Annotated in this window: 15 protein-coding genes; 11 read left to right on the plus strand and 4 right to left on the minus strand. The window is 73.6% G+C overall.

The window, feature by feature from the left end:
* The first annotated feature begins 71 nt into the window (after window positions 1–71).
* From K329_RS0101565 to K329_RS0101615, 11 genes are all read left to right on the plus strand, one after another.
* The gene (locus K329_RS0101565) at window positions 72–665 is read left to right on the plus strand and encodes a hypothetical protein (RefSeq protein ID WP_028471678.1); all 594 of its coding nucleotides are present in this window, start codon (window positions 72–74) and stop codon (window positions 663–665) included.
* A gap of 170 nt (window positions 666–835) precedes the next feature.
* Window positions 836–2620, plus strand: a complete 1785-nt coding sequence (locus K329_RS0101570; protein ID WP_028471679.1) for an acetyl/propionyl/methylcrotonyl-CoA carboxylase subunit alpha — start codon at window positions 836–838, stop codon at window positions 2618–2620.
* A gap of 124 nt (window positions 2621–2744) precedes the next feature.
* A complete protein-coding gene (locus tag K329_RS0101575; protein ID WP_028471680.1) occupies window positions 2745–3731 on the plus strand; it encodes an LLM class F420-dependent oxidoreductase in 987 nt (328 codons plus the stop codon).
* A 115-nt stretch (window positions 3732–3846) separates the two neighbouring features.
* Window positions 3847–5112, plus strand: coding sequence for an FUSC family protein (locus K329_RS0101580; protein WP_028471681.1), 1266 nt, complete (start codon window positions 3847–3849; stop codon window positions 5110–5112).
* Window positions 5109–6446 carry a hypothetical protein gene (locus K329_RS0101585; RefSeq protein WP_028471682.1) on the plus strand — a complete coding sequence of 446 codons (1338 nt, stop codon included), beginning with the start codon at window positions 5109–5111 and terminating at the stop codon, window positions 6444–6446. The genes K329_RS0101580 and K329_RS0101585 overlap by 4 nt, the downstream gene beginning before the upstream one ends.
* Window positions 6443–7243 carry a hypothetical protein gene (locus K329_RS0101590; protein ID WP_028471683.1) on the plus strand — a complete coding sequence of 267 codons (801 nt, stop codon included), beginning with the start codon at window positions 6443–6445 and terminating at the stop codon, window positions 7241–7243. Before K329_RS0101585 ends, K329_RS0101590 begins: the two co-directional genes overlap by 4 nt.
* 90 nt (window positions 7244–7333) lie before the next feature.
* Complete coding sequence (locus K329_RS0101595) at window positions 7334–10711, plus strand: pyruvate carboxylase (RefSeq protein ID WP_028471684.1); 3378 nt, start codon at window positions 7334–7336, stop codon at window positions 10709–10711.
* A 179-nt stretch (window positions 10712–10890) separates the two neighbouring features.
* Entirely contained in the window at window positions 10891–12243 is a 1353-nt protein-coding gene (locus tag K329_RS0101600; RefSeq protein WP_028471685.1) for a GntP family permease, read from the plus strand.
* Window positions 12240–13205 carry a LysR substrate-binding domain-containing protein gene (locus K329_RS0101605; RefSeq protein WP_211225708.1) on the plus strand — a complete coding sequence of 322 codons (966 nt, stop codon included), beginning with the start codon at window positions 12240–12242 and terminating at the stop codon, window positions 13203–13205. The genes K329_RS0101600 and K329_RS0101605 overlap by 4 nt, the downstream gene beginning before the upstream one ends.
* Before the next feature lie 70 nt (window positions 13206–13275).
* Complete coding sequence (locus K329_RS23905) at window positions 13276–14523, plus strand: CaiB/BaiF CoA transferase family protein (protein WP_052336243.1); 1248 nt, start codon at window positions 13276–13278, stop codon at window positions 14521–14523.
* Window positions 14520–15416, plus strand: a complete 897-nt coding sequence (locus tag K329_RS0101615; protein WP_028471687.1) for an HpcH/HpaI aldolase/citrate lyase family protein — start codon at window positions 14520–14522, stop codon at window positions 15414–15416. Before K329_RS23905 ends, K329_RS0101615 begins: the two co-directional genes overlap by 4 nt.
* Before the next feature lie 5 nt (window positions 15417–15421).
* On the opposite strand, the gene K329_RS23910 is transcribed toward K329_RS0101615, so the two are convergent.
* From K329_RS23910 to lpdA, 4 genes are all read right to left on the minus strand, one after another.
* Window positions 15422–16642, minus strand: coding sequence for a SpoIID/LytB domain-containing protein (locus K329_RS23910; protein WP_052336244.1), 1221 nt, complete (start codon window positions 16640–16642; stop codon window positions 15422–15424).
* 121 nt (window positions 16643–16763) lie between these two features.
* Entirely contained in the window at window positions 16764–18206 is a 1443-nt protein-coding gene (locus tag K329_RS0101625) for a phytoene desaturase family protein (RefSeq protein WP_028471688.1), read from the minus strand.
* A gap of 4 nt (window positions 18207–18210) precedes the next feature.
* Window positions 18211–19602, minus strand: coding sequence for an NAD(P)H-quinone dehydrogenase (locus K329_RS0101630; protein ID WP_028471689.1), 1392 nt, complete (start codon window positions 19600–19602; stop codon window positions 18211–18213).
* Window positions 19603–19687: 85 nt separating this feature from the next.
* Window positions 19688–21085 carry a dihydrolipoyl dehydrogenase gene (gene lpdA, locus K329_RS0101635; RefSeq protein ID WP_028471690.1) on the minus strand — a complete coding sequence of 466 codons (1398 nt, stop codon included), beginning with the start codon at window positions 21083–21085 and terminating at the stop codon, window positions 19688–19690.
* Between the last annotated feature and the right edge of the window lie 16 nt (window positions 21086–21101).

The raw sequence follows: 21101 nt of genomic DNA on the forward strand, positions 1-21101 counted from the left end.
GACGATACGCCATCGGTTAACGATTGTTAACCGATGCGTACGACGCGTTCGCCCGGGGCAGCCTCGCCCCCGTGACCGACCCGATCCTGACGTGGCAGGCGTCGTACGACGCGAGCTGCGGCGCCCTGCTGCTGCGCGACCCCGGTGGCCGCGTCGTCGCGCGCGTCGTCCCGGCCGACGGGCCGCCCGTCGGCGCCGAGGCCTCCCTCCTGCGCCGGGCGCGGGCCGCCCTCACCGTGGAGCAGGTCGTCGCGCAGCAGTGGGTGCGGCAGCGCGGCCGGCCGAGCGAGGGCGCCGCCGCCCTGGTCACGCTGGTCGACGGCACCCCCGGCCGGGTCGTCAACGGCCGTGACACCGGGTGGCGGCGGCGCCACCGCAACGGCACCATCTCGCTGGGCGACCGTCGCTACGCCCTCGAGCACCGCTCGCGGCGCCGCTCCGTGCTCCTGCTCGACGGGCGGCCGCTCGCGACGCTGCGCCGCCGGGGGTTCCGGGCGGGAGGCCTGGGGGGCGACGAGACCCTCCCCCGCGCCCGCGTCCGCAGGACCGCTGCCCTGGCGCCCCTCGACGAGGTCGCGACGGCCCTCGCCCTCACGACCCTCGGCCCGCCCGGCCGTCGAGGCTGGTGGGCGCAGCTGGCGGAGGACCTCGCCACCAGCGCCTGACCCCGGCTCGGACGCCCTGCGGGCTCCCGACAGGAGCGCGGTACGCCGTACCGGTCGGTAGGGACCGAATCCCGGATCCCCGCGCAGAGCGACCGATCGGTTACCCCTAGACTCCCGAGGTGGCGGCCCCAGTCCGGCGCCCCGGTACCCGGTGACTTCGAGGAGTGCACGTGCCCGAGATCAAGCCCTTGCGACGAGTTCTCATCGCCAACCGCGGAGAGATCGCCGTGCGCGTCATCCGGGCGTGCAAGGACGCCGGCATCGGGAGCGTGGCGGTCTACGCCGAGCCCGACCGCGACGCCCTGTTCGTCCGGCTGGCCGACGAGGCCCACTCGCTCGGCGGTGCGACCCCCGCCGACTCCTACCTCGACATCGCGAAGATCATCGCGGTCGCCGAGAAGTCCGGCGCCGACTCCGTGCACCCCGGCTACGGCTTCCTCGCCGAGAACGCCGACTTCGCCCAGGCCGTCATCGACGCCGGGCTCACCTGGATCGGCCCCCCGCCCGCCGCCATCGAGGCGCTCGGCGACAAGGCCAAGGCCAAGCACATCGCCGCCACGGCGAAGGCGCCGCTCGCCCCCGGCACCAAGGACCCCGTCGCCGACGCCGACGAGGTCGTCGAGTTCGCGAAGGCCAACGGGCTCCCGGTCGCCATCAAGGCCGTCTTTGGCGGCGGCGGTCGCGGCCTCAAGGTCGCCCGCACGCTCGAGGAGATCCCCGACGCCTACGAGTCCGCCGTGCGCGAGGCGATCAGCGCGTTCGGCCGTGGCGAGTGCCTCGTCGAGAAGTTCCTCGACAAGCCCCGTCACGTCGAGACCCAGTGCCTCGCCGACCAGCACGGCAACGTCGTCGTGGTCTCCACCCGCGACTGCTCGCTGCAGCGCCGCAACCAGAAGCTCGTCGAGGAGGCGCCGGCGCCGTTCCTCAGCGAGGAGCAGATGACCGAGCTCTACGAGTCGTCCAAGCGCATCCTGCGCGAGGCGGGCTACTACGGCGCCGGCACCTGCGAGTTCCTCGTCGCGCAGGACGGCACCATCTCCTTCCTCGAGGTGAACACCCGCCTCCAGGTCGAGCACTGCGTCTCGGAGGAGGTCACCGGCATCGACCTCGTGCGCGAGATGTTCCGCATCGCCGCGGGCGAGGAGCTCGGCTACGACGACCCCGAGATCCGCGGCCACTCGATCGAGTTCCGCATCAACGCCGAGGACGGCGGCCGCAACTTCATGCCGGCCCCCGGCACGCTGTCGGCGTGGTCGCCGCCGCAGGGCCCGGGCGTCCGGGTCGACGGCGGCTACGAGAACGGCGAGACCATCCCCGGCTCGTTCGACTCGCTCATCGCCAAGCTGATCGTGACCGGTCGTGACCGCACGCAGGCGCTGGAGCGCTCGCGCCGCGCGCTCGACGAGTTCGTCGTCGACGGCATGCCGACGGTCATCCCGTTCCACCGCGCCGTCGTCTCCGACCCGGCGTACGTCGGCGCCTCCACCCCGGACGGCTCGGGCGAGTTCACCGTCTACACGCAGTGGATCGAGACGGACTTCGACAACCAGATCACGCCGTACGCCGGCGACTCGGCCGACGCCGACGAGCCGGAGGAGCGCCAGACGGTCACCGTCGAGGTCGGCGGCCGCCGTCTCGAGGTCGTCCTGCCGGGCGGCCTGGGCGGCATCGCCGCCGCCGGTGGCGCGGGCGCCAAGAAGCCCAAGCGCGCGAAGAAGAAGGCCGGCGCCGCCGCGTCGGGCGACTCCGTCGCCTCGCCCATGCAGGGCACGATCGTGAAGGTCGTCGTCGAGGAGGGCCAGGAGGTCGCCGAGGGCGACACCATCGTCGTGCTCGAGGCGATGAAGATGGAGCAGCCGCTCAAGGCCCACAAGGCCGGCACCGTCACGGGCCTGCAGGCCGAGGTCGGCGTGACGGTCGCCAACGGCGCCGTCATCTGCGAGCTCAAGGACTGATCCCTCGCCCGGGCGGACCCCGGGTCGGCGTGCGCCGACCCGGGGTCCGCCCGTTCGGGTCCTCTCGTCCGGGGCCGCCCGTTCGGGTGGGGTCGCGCAGGCGGGCCGCGGGAACCGGTCGCGCATGACGCGATTCGGCTACACCCTCATGACCGAGCAGTCCGGGCCCAAGGACCTCGTGCGGCACGCCGTCGCCGCGGAGCGGGTCGGCTTCGACTTCGAGGTGTCGAGCGACCACTACTTCCCGTGGCTCTCCGCCCAGGGGCACGCCCCGCACGCGTGGACGGTGCTCGGCGCCGTCGCGCACGCGACCGAGCGGGTCGACCTGATGACCTACGTGACCTGCCCGACCATCCGCTACCACCCCGCCGTGGTCGCGCAGAAGGCGGCGACGCTGCAGATCCTGGCCGACGGCCGCTTCACGCTGGGGCTCGGCGCCGGCGAGAACCTCAACGAGCACGTCGTCGGTGAGGGCTGGCCGGCGGTCGACGTCCGCCAGGACATGCTCGTCGAGGCGATCGAGATCATCCGGGCCCTGCACACCGGCGACCTGACGACCTGGGAGGGCGACCACTTCCGCGTCGACTCCGCACGCATCTGGGACCTCCCCGACGAGCCCGTGCAGATCGGCGTCGCCGTGGGCGGAGAGAAGGCGGTCAACCGCTTCGCCCCGCTCTCGGACCACCTCGTCGCCACCGAGCCCGACGCCGGCCTCATCTCCACCTGGAACGCCGTCGACGGCGCGCCCAGCATCCCGGGGACCGGCCGCGCCGTCGGGCAGATCCCGATCTGCTGGGACCCCGACGAGCAGGCGGCGATCACCCGCGCCCACGAGCAGTTCCGCTGGTTCGCCGGTGGCTGGGCCGTCAACGCCGACCTCCCGACCACGGCGGGCTTCGCCGGCGCGACCAAGTTCGTGCGGGAGGAGGACGTCGCCGCGCAGATCCCCTGCGGCCCCGACCTCGACGCCATCGTCGAGTCCGTGAAGCCGTTCTGGGAGGCGGGGTTCACCGACATCGCCCTCGTCCAGGTCGGCGGCGACAGCGTCGACCGCTTCCTCGCCGAGGCCGCCGAGCCGCTGCTGGAGAAGCTCCGCTCCGCGGCCCCCTGAGGTCCGGGCCTCCCCGGCACCCCGCACGCCCCCTCGCACCCCGGTGGCACGACCACCGGGGTGCGTGGTGCGTACGGCACCGTCCTAGGATCAGCGGTGCTCTGAGGGGGTGCGTGTGGACGACGATCTGGCGACCATCCTCGCCGCGATCCAGGAGACCGGCGTGTACGTCGGTCCTCTCACCGACGACTGGGTCACTCCGGACGAGGTCGCGCAGGTCGAGGCCAACATCCAGGAGATCCGCGACGGCCTGGGGCCCGGCGAGTCCGGGGTCTACGTCGTGCTCGTGGATCCCGGGGACGGTCCTCCCTACAACAAGGGCGACGACCTCCTCGTGCGGATCCACCAGGCGTTCGAGGCCCAGAGCGGCAAGCAAGCCGCCGAGGGGCTCTACATCGGCGTCAACACCGCGCTCCCCCTCACCGACGGCACGGCGCCCTACCAGCCGCACTCCAGCCGCGAGCAGTTCGACCTGGCTTTCCAGCAATGGGGACGCCCCGCCGGCGAGGCCGACGCCCTCCGCGGTAGCGACTACTACCTCTCCTACGGCGCCGACGACGGGTCGGGCGAGCCGTTCCCGCTCGGCGAGGGCCTGGTGGGCCTGACGGGCCACCTCGCGGACGGCACCTTCTCCGAGGCGGCCTCGGCCGGACGGGACGGACTCTCCACCGGTCTCGACTCCTCCACCCCCGACGACGGCGACGGTGGCGCCCCCGTGGTGGTCGTCAGCGTCGTCCTCGCCCTCTGCCTGGCCGTCGTGGCGGTGGTGCTCGCCCGGCGTCGCCTCCGGTCGACCGGGTCGGGCCGGCGTCCGACCACCTTCACGCTCCCCGACTCGGTGCTCGACCGGGTCCGCCAGGCGGAGGACGCCCAGCTCGTCCGGCGCGCGCGGGCCGACGTGCTCGCGCTCGGCGAGGCGATCGACGAGACCGAGATGGGTACGGGGGCCGGGGCCGCCTGGCAGGCGGCGCTCGACCACTACGAGGCGGCGAGCAGGCTGCTGCCCGCGGAGCCCGACGAGACGGTCGACCCCCTCGACGCGACCGGCGCCGTCGTGCTGGCCGAGCGGGGCTCCGCCGCCCTCGCCGCGGCGCGGAAGGGCACGCCGTTCGTGCCGACGACGCCGTGCTTCCTCAACCCGCTCCACGGCGCCGGTACGAAGGGCCGCCGGCTCGAGCACGGCACGTTCTCCGTCGACGCCCCCGTGTGCCCCCGCTGCCGCCGTGACCTCGGCGCCGGACGGCGCCCGGACATCCTGGACGTGCTCCACCGCGGGAAGCCCCAGCACTACTTCGAGACCGATCGCGAGCCCTGGGCGTCCACCGGCTTCGGGGCGCTCGACCCCGACCTGGTCCGACGACTCCACGGGGGGCGTCGGTGAGCGACGGACTCCCGTTCGCCCCGACCATCGACGAGCTGGCGACGGCGCTGGCGCAGGACCCCGTGATCGTCACGCAGGCGTTCGGCAACGGCCACACCGCGCAGGCCGACGACGAGCTCCACCAGCTCGTCGACGACCTGGAGGCCGCGTCGGGCGTACCGGTCTACGTCGTGGTGGCCCGGGGCCCCGACGGACTGGCCGTCGGCGACCCGCTCCGCGACCTGGCCACCAACCTCCACACCCGCCTCGCCGAGACCGACGCGCTGTACGTGCTGCGCGTGGACACCGCCGACGGCATGCGCGGCGACGTCGTCGGGTTCGGCGACGCCCCCGACACGAGCGTCCTCATCACCGTCGACAGCCAGTTCGCGCCCGGCGGGGGCAGCGACGCGGGCGTCAGCGAGGTCGGGCTGGCCGCCCGCGATCTCGACGTCCTCCTGCAGGGCCCCGACATCCCGAGGTCCGAGTACGACGCCTATCGCCAGGAGGTCGTGTGGCGCTCGCCGCCCGAGCCGTCGTACGACGACTTCGTCCCTCCCCAGGCGGGCACCTACGCCACGTTCGGGACGATGGCGTTCGTGACGGTCGCCGTCGGCAGCTGGCTGGTGCTGCGCAACGTCGCCCGCTGGCGCACGACGGCCCCCGACGCCGCTCGGGTCGAGGCCCGACGCCGGGCGCGGGAGGTCCGTGCCGGGCGCGCGGCCCCGGGCGGAACGTCGTCCCCCGCTGCGCGCGCCGACCGGGTGCCCGCCGTACCCGCCGCCGTGGCGACCCCGGCCGCCCTCCGCCGCACGGTGGACGCCGAGCTCGAGCGGCTGGCGGCGACGCTGGAGCGGACCTCGGGCACCGCCCTTGACGCCGAGCGGCGCGAGCTCGTCGACGGCAGCTACGACACCGCCCGGTCGCTGGTCGACCGCCTCGACGACACACCGGTCGGCACGCCCGACGACACCGCCGTGCCCGACCTGGTCGGCGCGCTCGTGCTGACCCGCACGGCCGAGCGCGCCCTCGACGGTGGCTCCCGCCGACGGCGCCCGCCGTCGCCGTACCGGCCCTGCTTCTTCGACCCGCGCCACGGCGAGGGCACGGCGCGCCGCACGGTCGCGGTCGGCTCCGGCGAGCTCGAGGTGCCGGCCTGCGCGGCCTGCCGACGCGCGACCACCACCGACCTGCGACCGCTCGAGACCCTGGTCGGCGGCCGGTTCGGCCGCCGACGCCGCCGCGCGTACTACGAGCTCGACGACGTGTGGGCGCGCACCGGCTTCGGCGCCCTGGTCGACGACCTCTGGGTGCCCGTCTCGACCGACCTGCGACAGCGGCGGAGCGGCCGATGAGCCTCGCGACCGACCTCGCCTGGCGGCTGGTCCACCTCGTCGTCGCCGTCGCCCTCGGGGCCGGCGCCGTGGTGTGGGCCGTCGACCGCGTCGACGACACCGAGGACCCGCGCCCCGAGCTGGCCGCCGGCGACCGGGTCGCGGAGGCGATCGAGGGTGTGCGCGCCGACCGCGTCCACGTCACCGACGACGCGCGCGAGATGCTCAGCGAGGAGGGCGAGCAGGACCTCCAGGCACTGATCGCCGAGCGCGACCTGCCCGTGTACGTCGTGGTGTGGCGCTCGAGCCGCGAGGCGGGCTACCACCTCGTCAGCGACGCGGCCCGCACGATCGCCGAGGCCCTGCCCGAGCCCGCCCTGCTCGTGCTGTGGGAGGACTCGGACTACAGCACCGTGGAGACCTCCGAGGGCTACCGGCTCGGGCGGGACGAGGAGACCTACACGTCGGTCGAGGGACCGTCGTTCCTCGGCGACGTCGCGACCACCCTGACCGAGTGGCTCAGGGCCCTGCCGCCGGACCCGCTCGAGCCGTGGGAGCGCAGCGACTACTACGGCGGCCCCGTCGGCGGGTTCTTCGCGGGGCTGCTCTACGCGTCGCCGGTCCTGCTCGGCCTCTGGATCGTCATCGGCCTCGCGCGCGTGTCGACAGGGCGCCGCTTCCTCAACCGGCCGTTCGAGCAACGACCGGTCGCGCGGGCGAAGAAGCCGGGCACGAAGAAGCCGGGCACGACGAAGCCGGGCACGAAGGACCGAGCGGCGCAGCGCGCGACGAAGGGGGGCGGCCGGTCCCACCGCTGAGACCCCGCCGCCGAGACGCCGCCCGGACCCGGCGTTCCGAAATCGAGGCGCGTGACGCGCACGCAACACAACCCTCGATAACCTCCTCCCATGTTCTCCAAGGTGCTGGTGGCCAACCGCGGTGAGATCGCGATCCGGGCGTTCCGTGCGGCGTACGAGCTGGACGCCAAGACGGTCGCCGTCTTCCCCCACGAGGACCGCTGGTCCGAGCACCGGCTGAAGGCCGACGAGGCCTACGAGATCGGCGAGCCTGGCCACCCCGTGCGCAACTACCTCGACGCCCAGCTCATCGTCGACGTCGCCGTCCGGGCGGGTGCCGACGCCATCTACCCGGGCTACGGCTTCCTCTCCGAGAACCCCGCCCTGGCCGAGGCCTGCGCCAACGCCGGCATCACCTTCGTCGGGCCCACCTCCGACGTGCTCGAGCTGACCGGCAACAAGGCGCGCGCGATCGCGGCGGCGAAGGCGGCCGGCGTACCGACCCTGCGCAGCGTCGAGCCCTCGACCGACGTCGACGCCCTCGTCGAGGCCGCGAGCGAGATCCCGTTCCCGCTGTTCGTGAAGGCCGTCGCCGGCGGCGGCGGTCGCGGCATGCGCCGCGTCGACGACCCGGCCAAGCTGCGCGAGGCCGTCGAGACCTGCATGCGCGAGGGCGAGGCCGCGTTCGGCGACCCGACCGTCTTCGTCGAGCAGGCCGTGGTCGAGCCGCGCCACATCGAGGTGCAGATCCTCGCCGACGGCGCCGGCAACGTGATCCACCTCTTCGAGCGCGACTGCTCGGTGCAGCGCCGCCACCAGAAGGTCGTCGAGATCGCCCCGGCCCCGAACCTCGACCCCGCGATCCGCGAGCGGATGTGCGCCGACGCAGTGCGGTTCGCGCGCGAGATCGGCTACCGCAACGCGGGCACCGTGGAGTTCCTCCTCGACCCGGCCGGCAACTACGTCTTCATCGAGATGAACCCCCGCATCCAGGTCGAGCACACGGTGACCGAGGAGGTCACCGACGTCGACCTCGTGCAGTCCCAGCTGCGCATCGCCTCCGGCGAGACCCTCGACGACCTGGGCCTGACCCAGGACTCGATCACGCTGCGCGGCGCGGCCCTGCAGTGCCGCATCACGACCGAGGACCCGGCGAACGGGTTCCGGCCCGACACCGGCAAGATCACGACGTACCGCACCCCCGGCGGCCCGGGCGTGCGCATCGACGGCGGCACGACGTACGCCGGCGCCGAGATCAGCCCCCACTTCGACTCGATGCTCGCCAAGCTCACGTGCCGCGGCCGCACGTTCGAGAAGGCCGTCGAGAAGGCGCAGCGCGCGGTCGCGGAGTTCCGCATCCGTGGCGTCTCCACGAACATCTCGTTCCTCCAGGGCGTGCTGGCCGACCCCGACTTCACGAGCGGCCACATCACGACCAGCTTCATCGAGACGCACCCCGAGCTGCTCACCGCGCGTCCGTCGAACGACCGCGGCACACGGCTGCTGCACTACCTGGCCGACGTCACCGTCAACAAGCCGCACGGCGAGGCACCGGTCTCGCTCGACCCGGTCACCAAGCTCCCCGAGCTCGACCTGACCGTGCCCGCCCCCGATGGCAGCCGCCAGCTGCTCCTCGAGGTCGGCCCCGAGGAGTTCGCCCGCCGCCTGCGCGCGCAGAACCAGGTCGCGGTCACCGACACGACGTTCCGCGACGCGCACCAGTCGCTGCTCGCCACCCGCGTGCGCACCCGCGACCTGCTCGCCGTCGCCGGTCACGTCGCGCGCACCACCCCGCAGCTGTGGTCGGTCGAGGCGTGGGGCGGGGCGACGTACGACGTCGCGCTGCGCTTCCTCTCCGAGGACCCGTGGGAGCGCCTCGCCGCGCTGCGCCAGGCCGTGCCGAACATCCAGCTCCAGATGCTGCTGCGCGGGCGCAACACGGTCGGCTACACGCCGTACCCGACCGACGTGACCACCGCGTTCGTCGAGGAGGCCGCGGCGACGGGGCTCGACGTGTTCCGGATCTTCGACGCGCTCAACGACGTCGAGCAGATGCGTCCCGCGATCGAGGCCGTGCGCGGCACCGGCACGACCGTCGCCGAGGTGGCGCTGTGCTACACCGGTGACCTCTCGAACCCGGGCGAGAAGCTCTACACGCTCGACTACTACCTGCGCCTGGCCGAGAAGATCGTCGACGCCGGTGCCCACGTGCTCGCGATCAAGGACATGGCCGGCCTGCTCCGCGCCCCCGCGGCCCGCACCCTGGTCACCGCCCTGCGCGAGCGCTTCGACCTGCCGGTGCACCTGCACACCCACGACACCCCCGGCGGCCAGCTCGCGACGCTCCTCGCCGCGATCGACGCGGGCGTCGACGCGGTCGACGCGGCCACCGCCTCCATGGCCGGCACCACGTCGCAGCCCTCGCTCACCGCGCTCGTCGCCGCGACCGACCACTCGCCCCGCGAGACCGGCCTCGACATCGCCGCCGTCGGCGCGCTCGAGCCCTACTGGGAGGCCGTGCGCCGCGTCTACGCTCCGTTCGAGTCCGGCCTCGCCTCCCCCACCGGCCGCGTCTACCGCCACGAGATCCCCGGCGGCCAGCTCTCCAACCTGCGCCAGCAGGCCACGGCGCTGGGCCTCGGCGAGAAGTTCGAGCAGATCGAGGACATGTACGCCGCCGCGAACGACATCCTCGGCAACGTCGTGAAGGTGACCCCGAGCTCGAAGGTCGTCGGCGACCTCGCCCTCGCCCTCGTCGGCGCCGGCGCGGACCCGGCCGACTTCGCCGAGAACCCCGGCAACTACGACATCCCCGACTCCGTCATCGGCTTCCTCAACGGCGAGCTCGGCGACCCGCCCGGCGGCTGGCCCGAGCCCTTCCGCACCAAGGCCCTCGAGGGCCGCACGTGGAAGAAGCCGGCCGAGGAGCTCACCGACGAGCAGCGCGCCGGTCTCGCCGCGCACCCGCGCGCCACGCTCAACGAGCTGCTGTTCCCCGGACCGACGAAGGACTTCCTGGCCGCCCGCGAGGCGTACGGCGACGTCTCCCGCCTCTCGACCATCGACTACCTCTACGGGCTGCGGCACGGCGAGGAGCACGTCGTCGACCTCTCCGAGGGCAAGCGCCTGATCCTCGGCCTCGACGCCATCAGCGAGCCCGACGAGCGCGGTTTCCGGTCGGTGCTGTGCACCATCAACGGCCAGATGCGCCCCGTCAGCGTCCGCGACACCTCGGTCGCCTCGGACGTCCAGGCCGCCGAGAAGGCCGACACGGCCAACCCCGGGCACGTCGCCGCCCCGTTCCAGGGCGTCGTCACGGTCACGGTGGCCGAGGGGGACCAGGTCGAGGCCGGCGCCGTCGTCGCGACCATCGAGGCCATGAAGATGGAGGCCTCCATCACCGCCCCGAAGGCCGGCACCGTCTCCCGCCTCGCCATCAGCGGCACCCGCGCCGTCGAGGGCGGCGACCTGGTGGCCGTGCTCGACTGAGCGTCGCACCGGTGGTTCCCCGGCCGCCCCGCCGGGCACCCGCCGGGGGAACGAGACCCAAGCTGCGCTTAGACCCTCCTCGCGTCGAGCCCTCTACCGCGGCCGACACGGACGTGGTCGACTCGTCCGTCGTGACGCCCGCCACGTGGCGGGCGTCACCTCAACGACGAGGAGAACCCGTGGTCATCCTGAACGCGTGCATCGCGATCGCGGCCGTGCTGCTGCTGATCATCTGGCTCCGGGTGGAGCCCGTGATCGCCCTGGTGGCGGGCTCGCTCTACCTGGGCCTGAGCTCCGGCGTCGGCCTCAACGGCACCGTGGAGGCGATCGCCGGCGGGTTCGGCGAGATCATGGCGGAGGTGGGCCTGCTCGTCGGCTTCGGCGTGCTCATCGGGGCCCTGATGCACGCCCTCGGCGCGCTCCAGGGGCTCGTCCGGTTGCTGCTGCGCCTGCTGGGCGCCCGCCGGCTGCCGTACGCGATGAGCGCCGCCCTCACCACCCTCTTCCCGTCGATCTACGTCGACGTGCAGCTCGTGCTCGCCTCTCCCCTGGCCCGCTCGGCGGCGCCCGCCGTCGGCAGGCACGGCCTGCCGCTCCTGGCCGGGTCGCTCACGACCGGCATCCTCGTCGGCTACGTCTTCGTCATCCCCGGCCTCGGCACGCTCTCGATCGCCGGCCTGCTCGACATCCCGCTCGGCACCATGCTGGTCTTCGGCCTGGTCGTCGGACCGCTCACGGCCGTCCTCACCACGTTCCTGTTCGCGCTCATCCTGCGCGCCGGGTTCTGGAAGCCGGAGACCGACGAGCACGAGACCGAGGCCCTGCGCGCGACGGAGGAGGCGGCCGAGGAGTCGGGCCCACCCGAGTCGACCCCGCCGCTCGTGGTCACGCTCCTGCCGATCCTGGTGCCGCTCGTGATGATCGCGTTCGGGGCCATCGCGGAGGCCGCGGGCTTCGCCAACGCGGTCACCGCCTTCGTCGGCAACGCCGTCTTCGCGCTCTTCGTCGGCCTCGTCGGCGCCTACCTGCTCTCCCGCACGTCGCTGGGCCGTGACAGCACCGACGAGGCGATCTCGCGCGGGCTCAACACGACCGGCCAGATCCTCCTCATCACCGGCGTCGGCGGCTCGCTCGGCGCGGTCATCGGGGCCACCGACCTCGCCGACGTGCTCGGCGACCTGTTCTCCGCCGAGGCGGGCGCCCCCGTGGTCGTCACGGTGCTGCTGGCGTGGTTCATCGCGGCCCTGCTGCACTTCGCGATCGGCTCGATCTCGGTGGCGGCCATCGCGGCGGCCGGCATCATCACCCCGGTGCTCGGCAGCCTCGACGTCGCCCCCGTCGTCGTCGGTCTGGCCATCGGCGCCGGTGCGCTGTTCGCGCTGCAGGTGAACAGCAACTTCTTCTGGATGTTCCAGAGCCTGCTCGGCATCTCGACGAAGGGGGCGCTGAAGGCGCTCACGTTCGTGACGGCCCTGGCGTCGGTCGTGTCGCTGCCGATCATCATCGTGCTCGGGCTGCTGGTGCCCGCGTGAGCGGACCCGCCCGGGCCCCGGACGGGCCCCACATCGACCTCGCGCAGCTGCGGGCGTTCATCCTCGTGGTGGACGCCGGGAGCCTGGCCGCAGCGGCCCGGCTCGCGGGCGTCTCCCAGCCCGCGATGAGCCAGCGCATGAAGCAGCTCGAGGCCGAGGTCGGCAAGCGGCTCCTCGAGCGCGGCCCCGGGGGCGTCGACGCCACCCCCGTCGGGCTCGAGCTCTACCGCGGGGCCCAGCAGGTGGTGCGGCAGTTCGACCGGCTCACCGAGTCGCTCGACGTGCTCGGCAAGGACATCCGCGGGTCGGTGTCGATCGGCCTCCCCGCGACGGTGGCCGGCACCCTGGTGCCGGCCCTGGTGCCGCTGCTGCGCGAACGCCACCCCGGCATCCGCCTCGAGCTGTTCGAGTCGATGAGCGGGTACGTCGAGGAGCTGCTCGAGCGCGGGCGCCTCGACCTCGCCGTGCTCTTCCGCGACGACGCCGGCGCCCGGCCCGGCGAGACCCCGCTCTACGAGGAGCAGCTCTTCCTCGCCACGTCGACGGCCGTCGACGCCTCCGAGGGCCCCGTCGCCGTCGCCGACCTGGCGGGTCGTCAGCTCGTCGCACCGGGTGCCCGCAGCAACCTGCGGGACCTCGTCGAGCGGGCCTTCGCGGAGGTCGGGCTCGTGCCCGACGTCATCGCCGACGTCGAGTCGCTCGCCGCCATGGTGCGCATCGCGCAGAGCGGCCTCGCGAGCGCGGTGCTCCCCCGCTCGGCCGTCGGCACGTACGCCGGCCCGCCCCTGGCCCTGCGTCCGCTCACCGCCCCGGAGGTCCGCCGGACGGTGGCGGTCTGCATGGCCACCCGGTTCTACGAGCCGCGCGTCGCGGTGCTGGCCGCGCGCGACGCCGTCGTCGACGCCGTCGCCGCCCTGGCGGCCGACGACGCCTGGCCCGGCATCACGGCCGTGTCCCGGTGACCGGCCCGTCCCCCCGCTTCGTCCCCGTCCCCCGCGGCCCCCGCGCCGTACCGAGAGGAGCTGACCCCCGATGACCGCACCCTCCACGGCCCCCCTGGCCGGCATCCGCGTGCTCGACCTGTCCACGATGATCGCGGCCCCGCTGACCGCCACCCAGCTCGCCGACTACGGCGCCGACGTGGTCAAGGTCGAGATGCCGGGCGCCGGTGACCACGTCCGTCGCTTCGGCGCCCAGAAGGACGGCCTCGGCCTCTACTGGAAGGCGCTGAGCCGCGGGAAGAAGAGCGTCTCGCTCGACCTGCGCCACCCCGACGGCAAGGCGGTCCTGCTCCGCTGGATCGAGCAGTTCGACGTGCTCGTCGAGAACTTCCGCCCGGGCACCCTCGAGCGGTGGGGCCTGGCCCCGGCGGACCTGCGTGCCGTCAACCCGCGCCTGGTCGTGCTGCGGGTGACGGCCTACGGCCAGGACGGCCCCTACCGCGAGCAGCCCGGCTTCGGCACCCTGGCCGAGGCCCTCGCCGGTCTCGCCGCCGTCTCCGGCTTCGAGGACCGGCCGCCGCTGCTGCCGGCGTACCCGCTCGCCGACATCATGGCGGGCAGCCTCGGGGCCACGGCCGTGCTGGCCGCCCTGCAGCGGCGGCACACCACGGGCACCGGCGACACGATCGACCTCGCCATCTACGAGGCCGCGCTGAAGCTCGTCGAGATCAACGTGCTCGAGTACGACCAGCTCGGCACCGAGCACGGCCGCACCGGCAACCGGTACGGCCCCGCCGCCCCGCGCGGCAGCTACGAGTGCCGCGACGGACGCTGGATCGCGCTCTCGGGGAGCACCCAGGCCATGGCGGTCAACGTGCTCCGCACCGTGGGCGGCGACGAGCTCGTCGCCGACCCGCGCTTCACCACGAACGTCGAGCGCCGGGCGAACGTCGAGGTGCTCGACGGGCTCATCTCGGCCTGGTGCGGCGAGCGGGACCGCGACGACGCCCTCGCGACGCTCACGGCGGGCGGGTGCGCGGTCGGTCCCCTGGAGTCGGTCGCCACGATGATGGACAACCCGCAGGTGCGGCACCGCGGCTCGATCGCGACGGTGGAGGACGCCGACCTCGGCCCGCTGGCGATGACCGGCGTGTTCCCGAAGTTCCAGGACGCCGACGTGCGGATCGGCCGCACCGGGCCGGCCGCGGTCGGCGCCGACACCGACGAGGTGCTGGCCGCCGACCTGGGCCTCGGCGACGACGAGCTCGCCGCCCTGCGCGCCGCCCGGGTCACCGACGGGCCCGCGCACGCCGCCGCCCACCCCCAGGAGGCGATGTGACCACCGGCGTCGAGGCGGCCCTGCGGCGCCGCGCGCAGCTGTTCCTGCCCGCCAACCGGCCGGAGCGCGCCGCCAGGGCCGCCACGTCCGGGGCCGACGCCGTGATCCTCGACCTCGAGGACAGCGTGCCCGTGACCGCGCGAGCGGCGGCCCGATCGGGTCTCGCGACCACGGTGACCGCCCTGCGGGCCGCCCGCGGCGACCTGCACGTGCTCGTGCGGGTGAACTCCGACGACGAGCTCGCCGCCGACGTCGACGCCGCCGTCGACGCGGGGGCCGACGGCGTGCTGGTGCCCAAGGTGGAGTCGGCCGCCCGGGTGACGGAGGTCGAGCACCTCCTCGACGCGGCCGAGGCCGCCGCCGGGGCAGCGCCCGGCACCACCGAGGTGCAGCTGCTGGTCGAGACCCCGCGCGGGCTCCTCGAGGTCGCCGCGATCGCGGCGGCCGGCACCCGGACCGTGGCGATGATGCTCGGCACCGAGGACCTCGCGGTGGAGCTCGAGATCGACCCCTCCTCGCCCGACTTCGACATCCGGTGGGCGCACGGTCTCCTGCTCTGCGCGGCGCGGGCCCACGGGCTCGTGCCCTACGGCCTCATGGGCGGCCTGGCGAACTTCCGCGACCTCCCCGCCCTCGAGCGCGAGGCGCAGCAGGCCCGGGCGTTCGGCTACCTCGGCTCGCTGTGCATCCACCCGGCGCAGGTGCCGGTGGTCCGTCACGCGTTCGCGCCGACGACGGCGGAGGTCGAGCACGCCCGGGCCGTCGTCGCCGCGCTCGACGCGGCCGAGGCGGCGGGCACGAGCGCCGTCCAGCTCGAGGGACGGATGATCGACACCCCCGTCGCACTGCGCGCCCGGCGGCTGCTGGCCCGGGCCGGGGAACGCCCGGCCTGAGGCGGTCAGCCGCGCGGGGCGACCCGGAACGTGAACCAGGTGGACTTCAGGCCGAGCTTGGTGCGCACCTGGGCGCCGGTCACCGTCACGCGGCCCGCCGACCCGGTGAAGATCACCGTGTTGGCGCGCCCGCTCCAGTCGCCGTTGCCGGTGCGGTCGGTGACCGAGATGCCGGTGAGGTTGCCGAGCTCGGGCCAGGCCCGCTCGATCGTGACGTCGGTGATCCGCACCAGCCAGGTGTGGTTGGTGTTGCCCGACCAGCCGTCGTACGGGTCCTGGCGCGCGGTCAGGTACGGCGCGGAGCCCGCGTTGGTCCAGCCGCCGTTGCTCGAGGAGAACTGCGTGAACGCCGGGCGGCCCTGGTGCGTGAGGATCACGCCGCGGGTCGCGTCGATCGCCGCGTTGGACGCCGCCGTCTCGGCGGAGTAGCCGCCGTACACCTGGCAGGTGGTCGTGTCGCAGATCTGGTAGTGCGAGGCCTTGGGCTCGCTGCGCTGGTGGGCGGCGTAGGTGCGGGCCGCGACCGACTGCGCCTGCACGGCGGCCGGCGACCACGACGACGGCATCTCGAGCGGGACGACCCCGCGGAGGTAGTGCTCCATCGTCACGGCGTTGACCGTCTCGCGGCGCATGACGCCGGGCGCGGGGATGGCCGCCCGCAGCGTGCCGCGGTACTGGGCCGAGGAGCGACCACCGTTGAGCAGCAGCGTCATGACGCCACCGCTCGCGTAGAACTCGCCCTCGCCCTGCACCCGGTTCCAGTAGCGCCAGACGCCGCCCGAGGCGTAGCTGATGATCGTCGTGTCGGCACCGCCGGCGCTGAGGCGCCACGTGCCCGACAGCCCCGCGGGCAGCGCGAGACGGCGACCGGTCGCGCGCTCCGAGACCACCAGGCCACCGCGGTAGCTGACGAGCACGTCGCCGCGCGTGTCCGCGGTGATGCGCACGGTGACGGCGCCGTCGGCCGTGCCGGCGGCGGCACCCGGGTAGTAGAACGACAGGATCTGGCTGTAGCGCAGGCCCTGGCGGGCCGCGCCGTACGCGCCGTACTGCGACATGCCGGTGCCGTGGCCGAAGCCGTGACCGTCGATGGCGATGGTCGCCGACGCCGGCACGAGCCAGTGCTGGCTCACCTTGACGGCGCTGGCCGGGCTGCCCGAGGTGGCGAGCACCAGGACGAGTGCGCCGAGCAGGGCGGTGAGGATCCGAGAGGGCCGGGCACGCACGCAGGTGACTCCTGTGACGAGAGTGATGGGTGGTGGAGATGGTGCAGAACGTGATCGCATCACACCCCTGGGAGCGGCGCCACGGGTTCGCGTGAACTACAGAGCGGTAGTTCGTCGACCGTCAGTCGGCGAGGTCACGCAGGGCGGCGCTCGCGGCGCCGTACCCGCAGAGGCCGTGCGCCCCGGGGCCGGGCGCGGTCGCCGAGGAGCAGAGGTAGACCCCCGGCACCCCGGTCGGGTACGGCGAGCGACCGGGCCGCGGGCCGAGCAGCAGCTGGTCGAGGAAGGTCGCCCCGGTCGAGATGTCGCCGCCGACGTAGTTGATGCCCTGGCGCTCCACCTCGGCCGGCGGGCGCACCGTCATCGCCACGATCCGCTCGCGCAGGCCGGGCGCGTAGCGCTCCAGCTCGTCGAGCACCCGGTCGGTGAGGTCCTCCTCGCAGCCGACCGGCACGTGGGCGTAGGCGTCGACCGGCACCACGGTGCCGCGTCCGCGCGCGGGGTCGGCCATCGCCTGCTGCCCGACGAGCACGAAGGGGTGCGCGGGCACACGCCCGCGCCGTACGTCGCGTGCGGCCGCGGCGAGCGGACCCGCCTCGCCGCCGACGTGCACCACCGCGGCCGACCGCGACGGCTCGTGCGTCCACGGCACTCCCCCGTCGACGGCGAGCGCGAGCTGGTAGGCGCCCACGCCGTGACGCCACTCGGCGTACCGGTCGCGCAGCCGCGGCGCGAGGCGGTCCCCGAGGATGCGGCCCGCGTCGCGGGGCGAGGTGTCGAGCAGCACGACGTCGGCACCACCGAGCTCGCCGAGGTCGGTGACCCGCCGTCCGGTCTCGACGCTGCCGCCGTACGACGCCAGCTCGGCCACCAGGGCGTCGGCCAGCACCTGGGAGCCGCCGCGGACGACCGGCCAGCCCACCTGCTGCGCCGCCGCACCGAGCGCGATGCCGACGGCGGAGGTGAACGGCGCCGACGGCGGACGGAAGCCGTGGGCGGTGATGCCGAGCCACAGCGCCCGGGTCTCGGGGCGGCGGAAGGTGCGGGCGACGACGTCGGCGGGCGGCGCGGCGCGCAGGCCGAACAGCGCCAGGTCGACGGGGTGCCGCGGCAGGTGCAGGACGGGCTGCCCGAACTCGTCGAGCGTCGTCGGCATCCGGTCGGCGACCCGCCCGAACAACCGCGTCCAGGCGGCAGCGTCGTCGCCCAGCCCGGCCGCGGTCTCGGCCACCGTCCCGGAGACGACGGCACCGCGGCCGCCGAGCAGGGGGTGGGACATCTCGTACGGCGCGCGCAGCCACTCGACGCCGCGCGCGGCCAGGTCGACCGTGCGGCTGAAGACGTTGTCGACGGCGAGCGGGTGGAAGCCCGCGCAGTGGTCGTGCACGAGGCCCGGGAGCGTCGACTCGGCCGAGCGGAGGCCACCGCCGACCTGGTCGGCCGCCTCGACGACCGTCACCCGCAGGCCCGCGCGGGCGAGGGTGATCGCGCCCGCGAGCCCGTTCGGGCCGCTGCCGACGACGACGGCGGTGCCGCTGGACCGTGCCCCGCCGCCGACCGTCACGGCGTCAGACCCGGTGCAGGCGGCGCGCCGCCTCGGCGATGGAGCCCGTCATCGACGGGTAGACGGTGAAGACGCCGGCCAGCTGGTCGGCCGTGAGCGACTCCCCGACGGCCACGGCCACGGGGTGGATGAGCTCGGAGGCCCGCGGACCCACGACGACGCCGCCGACGATGATGCCGGTGCCGGGGCGGCACACGAGCTTCACGAAGCCGTCCCGCACGCCCTGCATCTTCGCGCGGGGGTTGCCCGACAACGGCAGCATGACGACCTCGGCCTGGATCTCGCCGGCGTCGACGGCCTGCTGGGTCCAGCCGACCGTGGCGATCTCGGGCGAGGTGAAGACGTTCGACGAGACCTTCTTCAGGTCCAGCGGCAGCACGGCGTCGCCGAGGTGGTGCTGCATCGCGATGCGGCCCTGCATGGCGGCGACCGAGGCGAGCATCAGCACGCCCGTGCAGTCGCCGGCCGCGTAGACGCCGCGCGCCGTCGTGCGCGAGACGCGGTCGACGCCCACGAACCCGCCGTCCTTGAGCCGCACGCCCGCCTCGTCGAGACCGAGGTCGGACGTGTTGGGCACCGACCCGAGCGCCAGGATGCAGTGGGAGGCCTCGACCTCGGTGCCGTCGGTGAGCCGCACGGTGACGACGTCGCCGGAGCGGGTCACCGACTCCATGCGCGAGCGCGAGAGCACCTTCATGCCGCGGCGCTTCAGCACCTCCTCGAGCACGCCCGCCGCGTCCGCGTCCTCACCGGGCAGCACCCGGTCGCGCGACGAGACCAGCGTGACGTCGATGCCGAGCGAGAGGTAGGCCGAGGCGAACTCGGCGCCCGTGACGCCGGACCCGACGACGACGAGCTTCTCGGGCACCTCGGTGATGTCGTAGACCTGCTCCCAGGTGAGGATGCGCTCCCCGTCGGGCACCGCGCTGGGCAGCGTGCGCGGGGCCGCGCCCGTCGCGATGAGCACGGCGTCGGCGTCGAACCGCTCCTCGCTGCCGTCGTCGAGGGTGGCGACGACGCGCTGCGGGCCCTCGAGCCGGCCGCGGCCGCGCACGATCCGCACGTCCTCGCGCTCGAGGCGGCGCAGGATGTCGGCCGACTGGTCGGTCGCGAGCTGCTTGACCCGCTGGTTGACCCGGCTGAGGTCGACCCGGATCGACGTCGCGGCGTCGCCCTCGGTGTCCTGGAAGTTCACGCCCAGCTCGGACGAGCCGGACAGCTCGATCATCAGCTCGCTGGTGGCGATGAGCGTCTTGCTGGGCACGCAGTCGGTCAGCACCGCCGACCCGCCGAGCCCGTCGGTGTCGACCACGGTGACCTCGGCCCCGGCCTGCGCCGCGACCAGCGCCGACTCGTAGCCGCCCGGCCCTCCACCGACGATGACGACCCGGTTCATGCGACTCCCTCTGGTTCACGCCGGCCGTGCGGAGAAGTACGACGGTCGCCCCGGGACCGACGTCCGGGGCGACCGCGTGGGTGGATCAGAAGTTGATCATGTGACCGGAGATGCCGTGGATGGCTTCCTTGACCGACTCGGTGAGGGTGGGGTGCGCGAAGACGTTGCGACCGATCTCGTCGGCCGTGAGGTCCCACTTCTGCGCCAGCGTCAGCACGGGGAGCAGCTCGGTCACGTCGGGCCCGATCATGTGGGCACCGAGGATCTCGTTGTGCTCGGCGTCGGCGACGACCTTCACGAAGCCGACGGCCTCGCCGAGGCCCTGGGCCTTGCCGTTCGCGCTGAACGGGAACGTCGACGTCTTCACGTCGTACCCCTTGTCCTTCGCCTGCTGCTCCGAGTAGCCGAAGGAGCCGATCTGCGGGTGGCAGTAGGTGGCGCGCGGCACGAAGTCGTACTCGACCGGCATGGTCTCCTCGCCGGCGATGACCTCGGCGGCGACGATGCCCATGGCCTCGGCAACGTGGGCCAGCATCATCTTGCCGGTGACGTCGCCGATGGCGAACACACCGTCGACGTTGGTGCGGCCGTACTCGTCGATCGCGATCGCGCCGCGGTCGGTGAGCTCGACGCCGGTGGCCTCGAGGCCGTAGCCGTCGGTGCGGGGCGCGAAGCCGAAGGCGGCCAGCATCTTGTCGGCCTCGAGCACCTTCTCCTCGCCACCGCCGGCGGGGGCGACGGTGACCTTGACGCCCGAGCCCGTGTCCTCGACGCCCTTGACCGCGGTCGAGGTGAGGATCGTGATGCCGAGCTTCTTGTAGTGCTTGAGCAGCTCCTTCGAGACGTCCGCGTCCTCGGTCGGCACGATGCGGTCGAGGAACTCGACGATCGTGACGTCGACGCCGAAGTTCTTCATCACGTAGGCGAACTCGACGCCGATCGCGCCGGAGCCGCCGATGATGATCGAGGACGGCAGGTTCTCGTCGAGGATCTGCTCCTCGTAGGTGACGACGTTCTCGCTGATCTCGACGCCGGGCACGGTGCGGACCTTCGCACCGGTCGCGATGATCAGGTTGTCGGTCGTGTAGGACGTGACGTTGCCGTCCTTGTCCTTGATGTCGAGCGCCTTCGGACCGGTCAGCGTGCCCCAGCCGTCGATCTCGGTGATCTTGTTCTTCTTCATGAGGAAGTGGACGCCCTTGACGATGCCGGCCGAGACCTGGCGGCTGCGCGCGTGGGTGGGTCCGTAGGACATCGTGGCGTCGCCCTCGATGCCGAACTTCTTCTTGTCGTGCGTGAGCGTGTGGGCGAGCTCGGCGTTCTTGAGCAGTGCCTTCGAGGGGATGCACCCGACGTTGAGGCAGACACCTCCCCAGTACTTATCCTCCACGACCGCGACGGACTTGCCGAGCTGAGCAGCTCGGATCGCCGCGACGTAACCACCGGGACCAGCACCAAGGACGAGGACATCGAAGTGAGTCACGTCCGCCAGCCTATCC

The sequence above is a fragment of the Nocardioides alkalitolerans DSM 16699 genome, assembly GCF_000426525.1.
Taxonomy (GTDB): Bacteria; Actinomycetota; Actinomycetes; order Propionibacteriales; family Nocardioidaceae; genus Nocardioides; species Nocardioides alkalitolerans.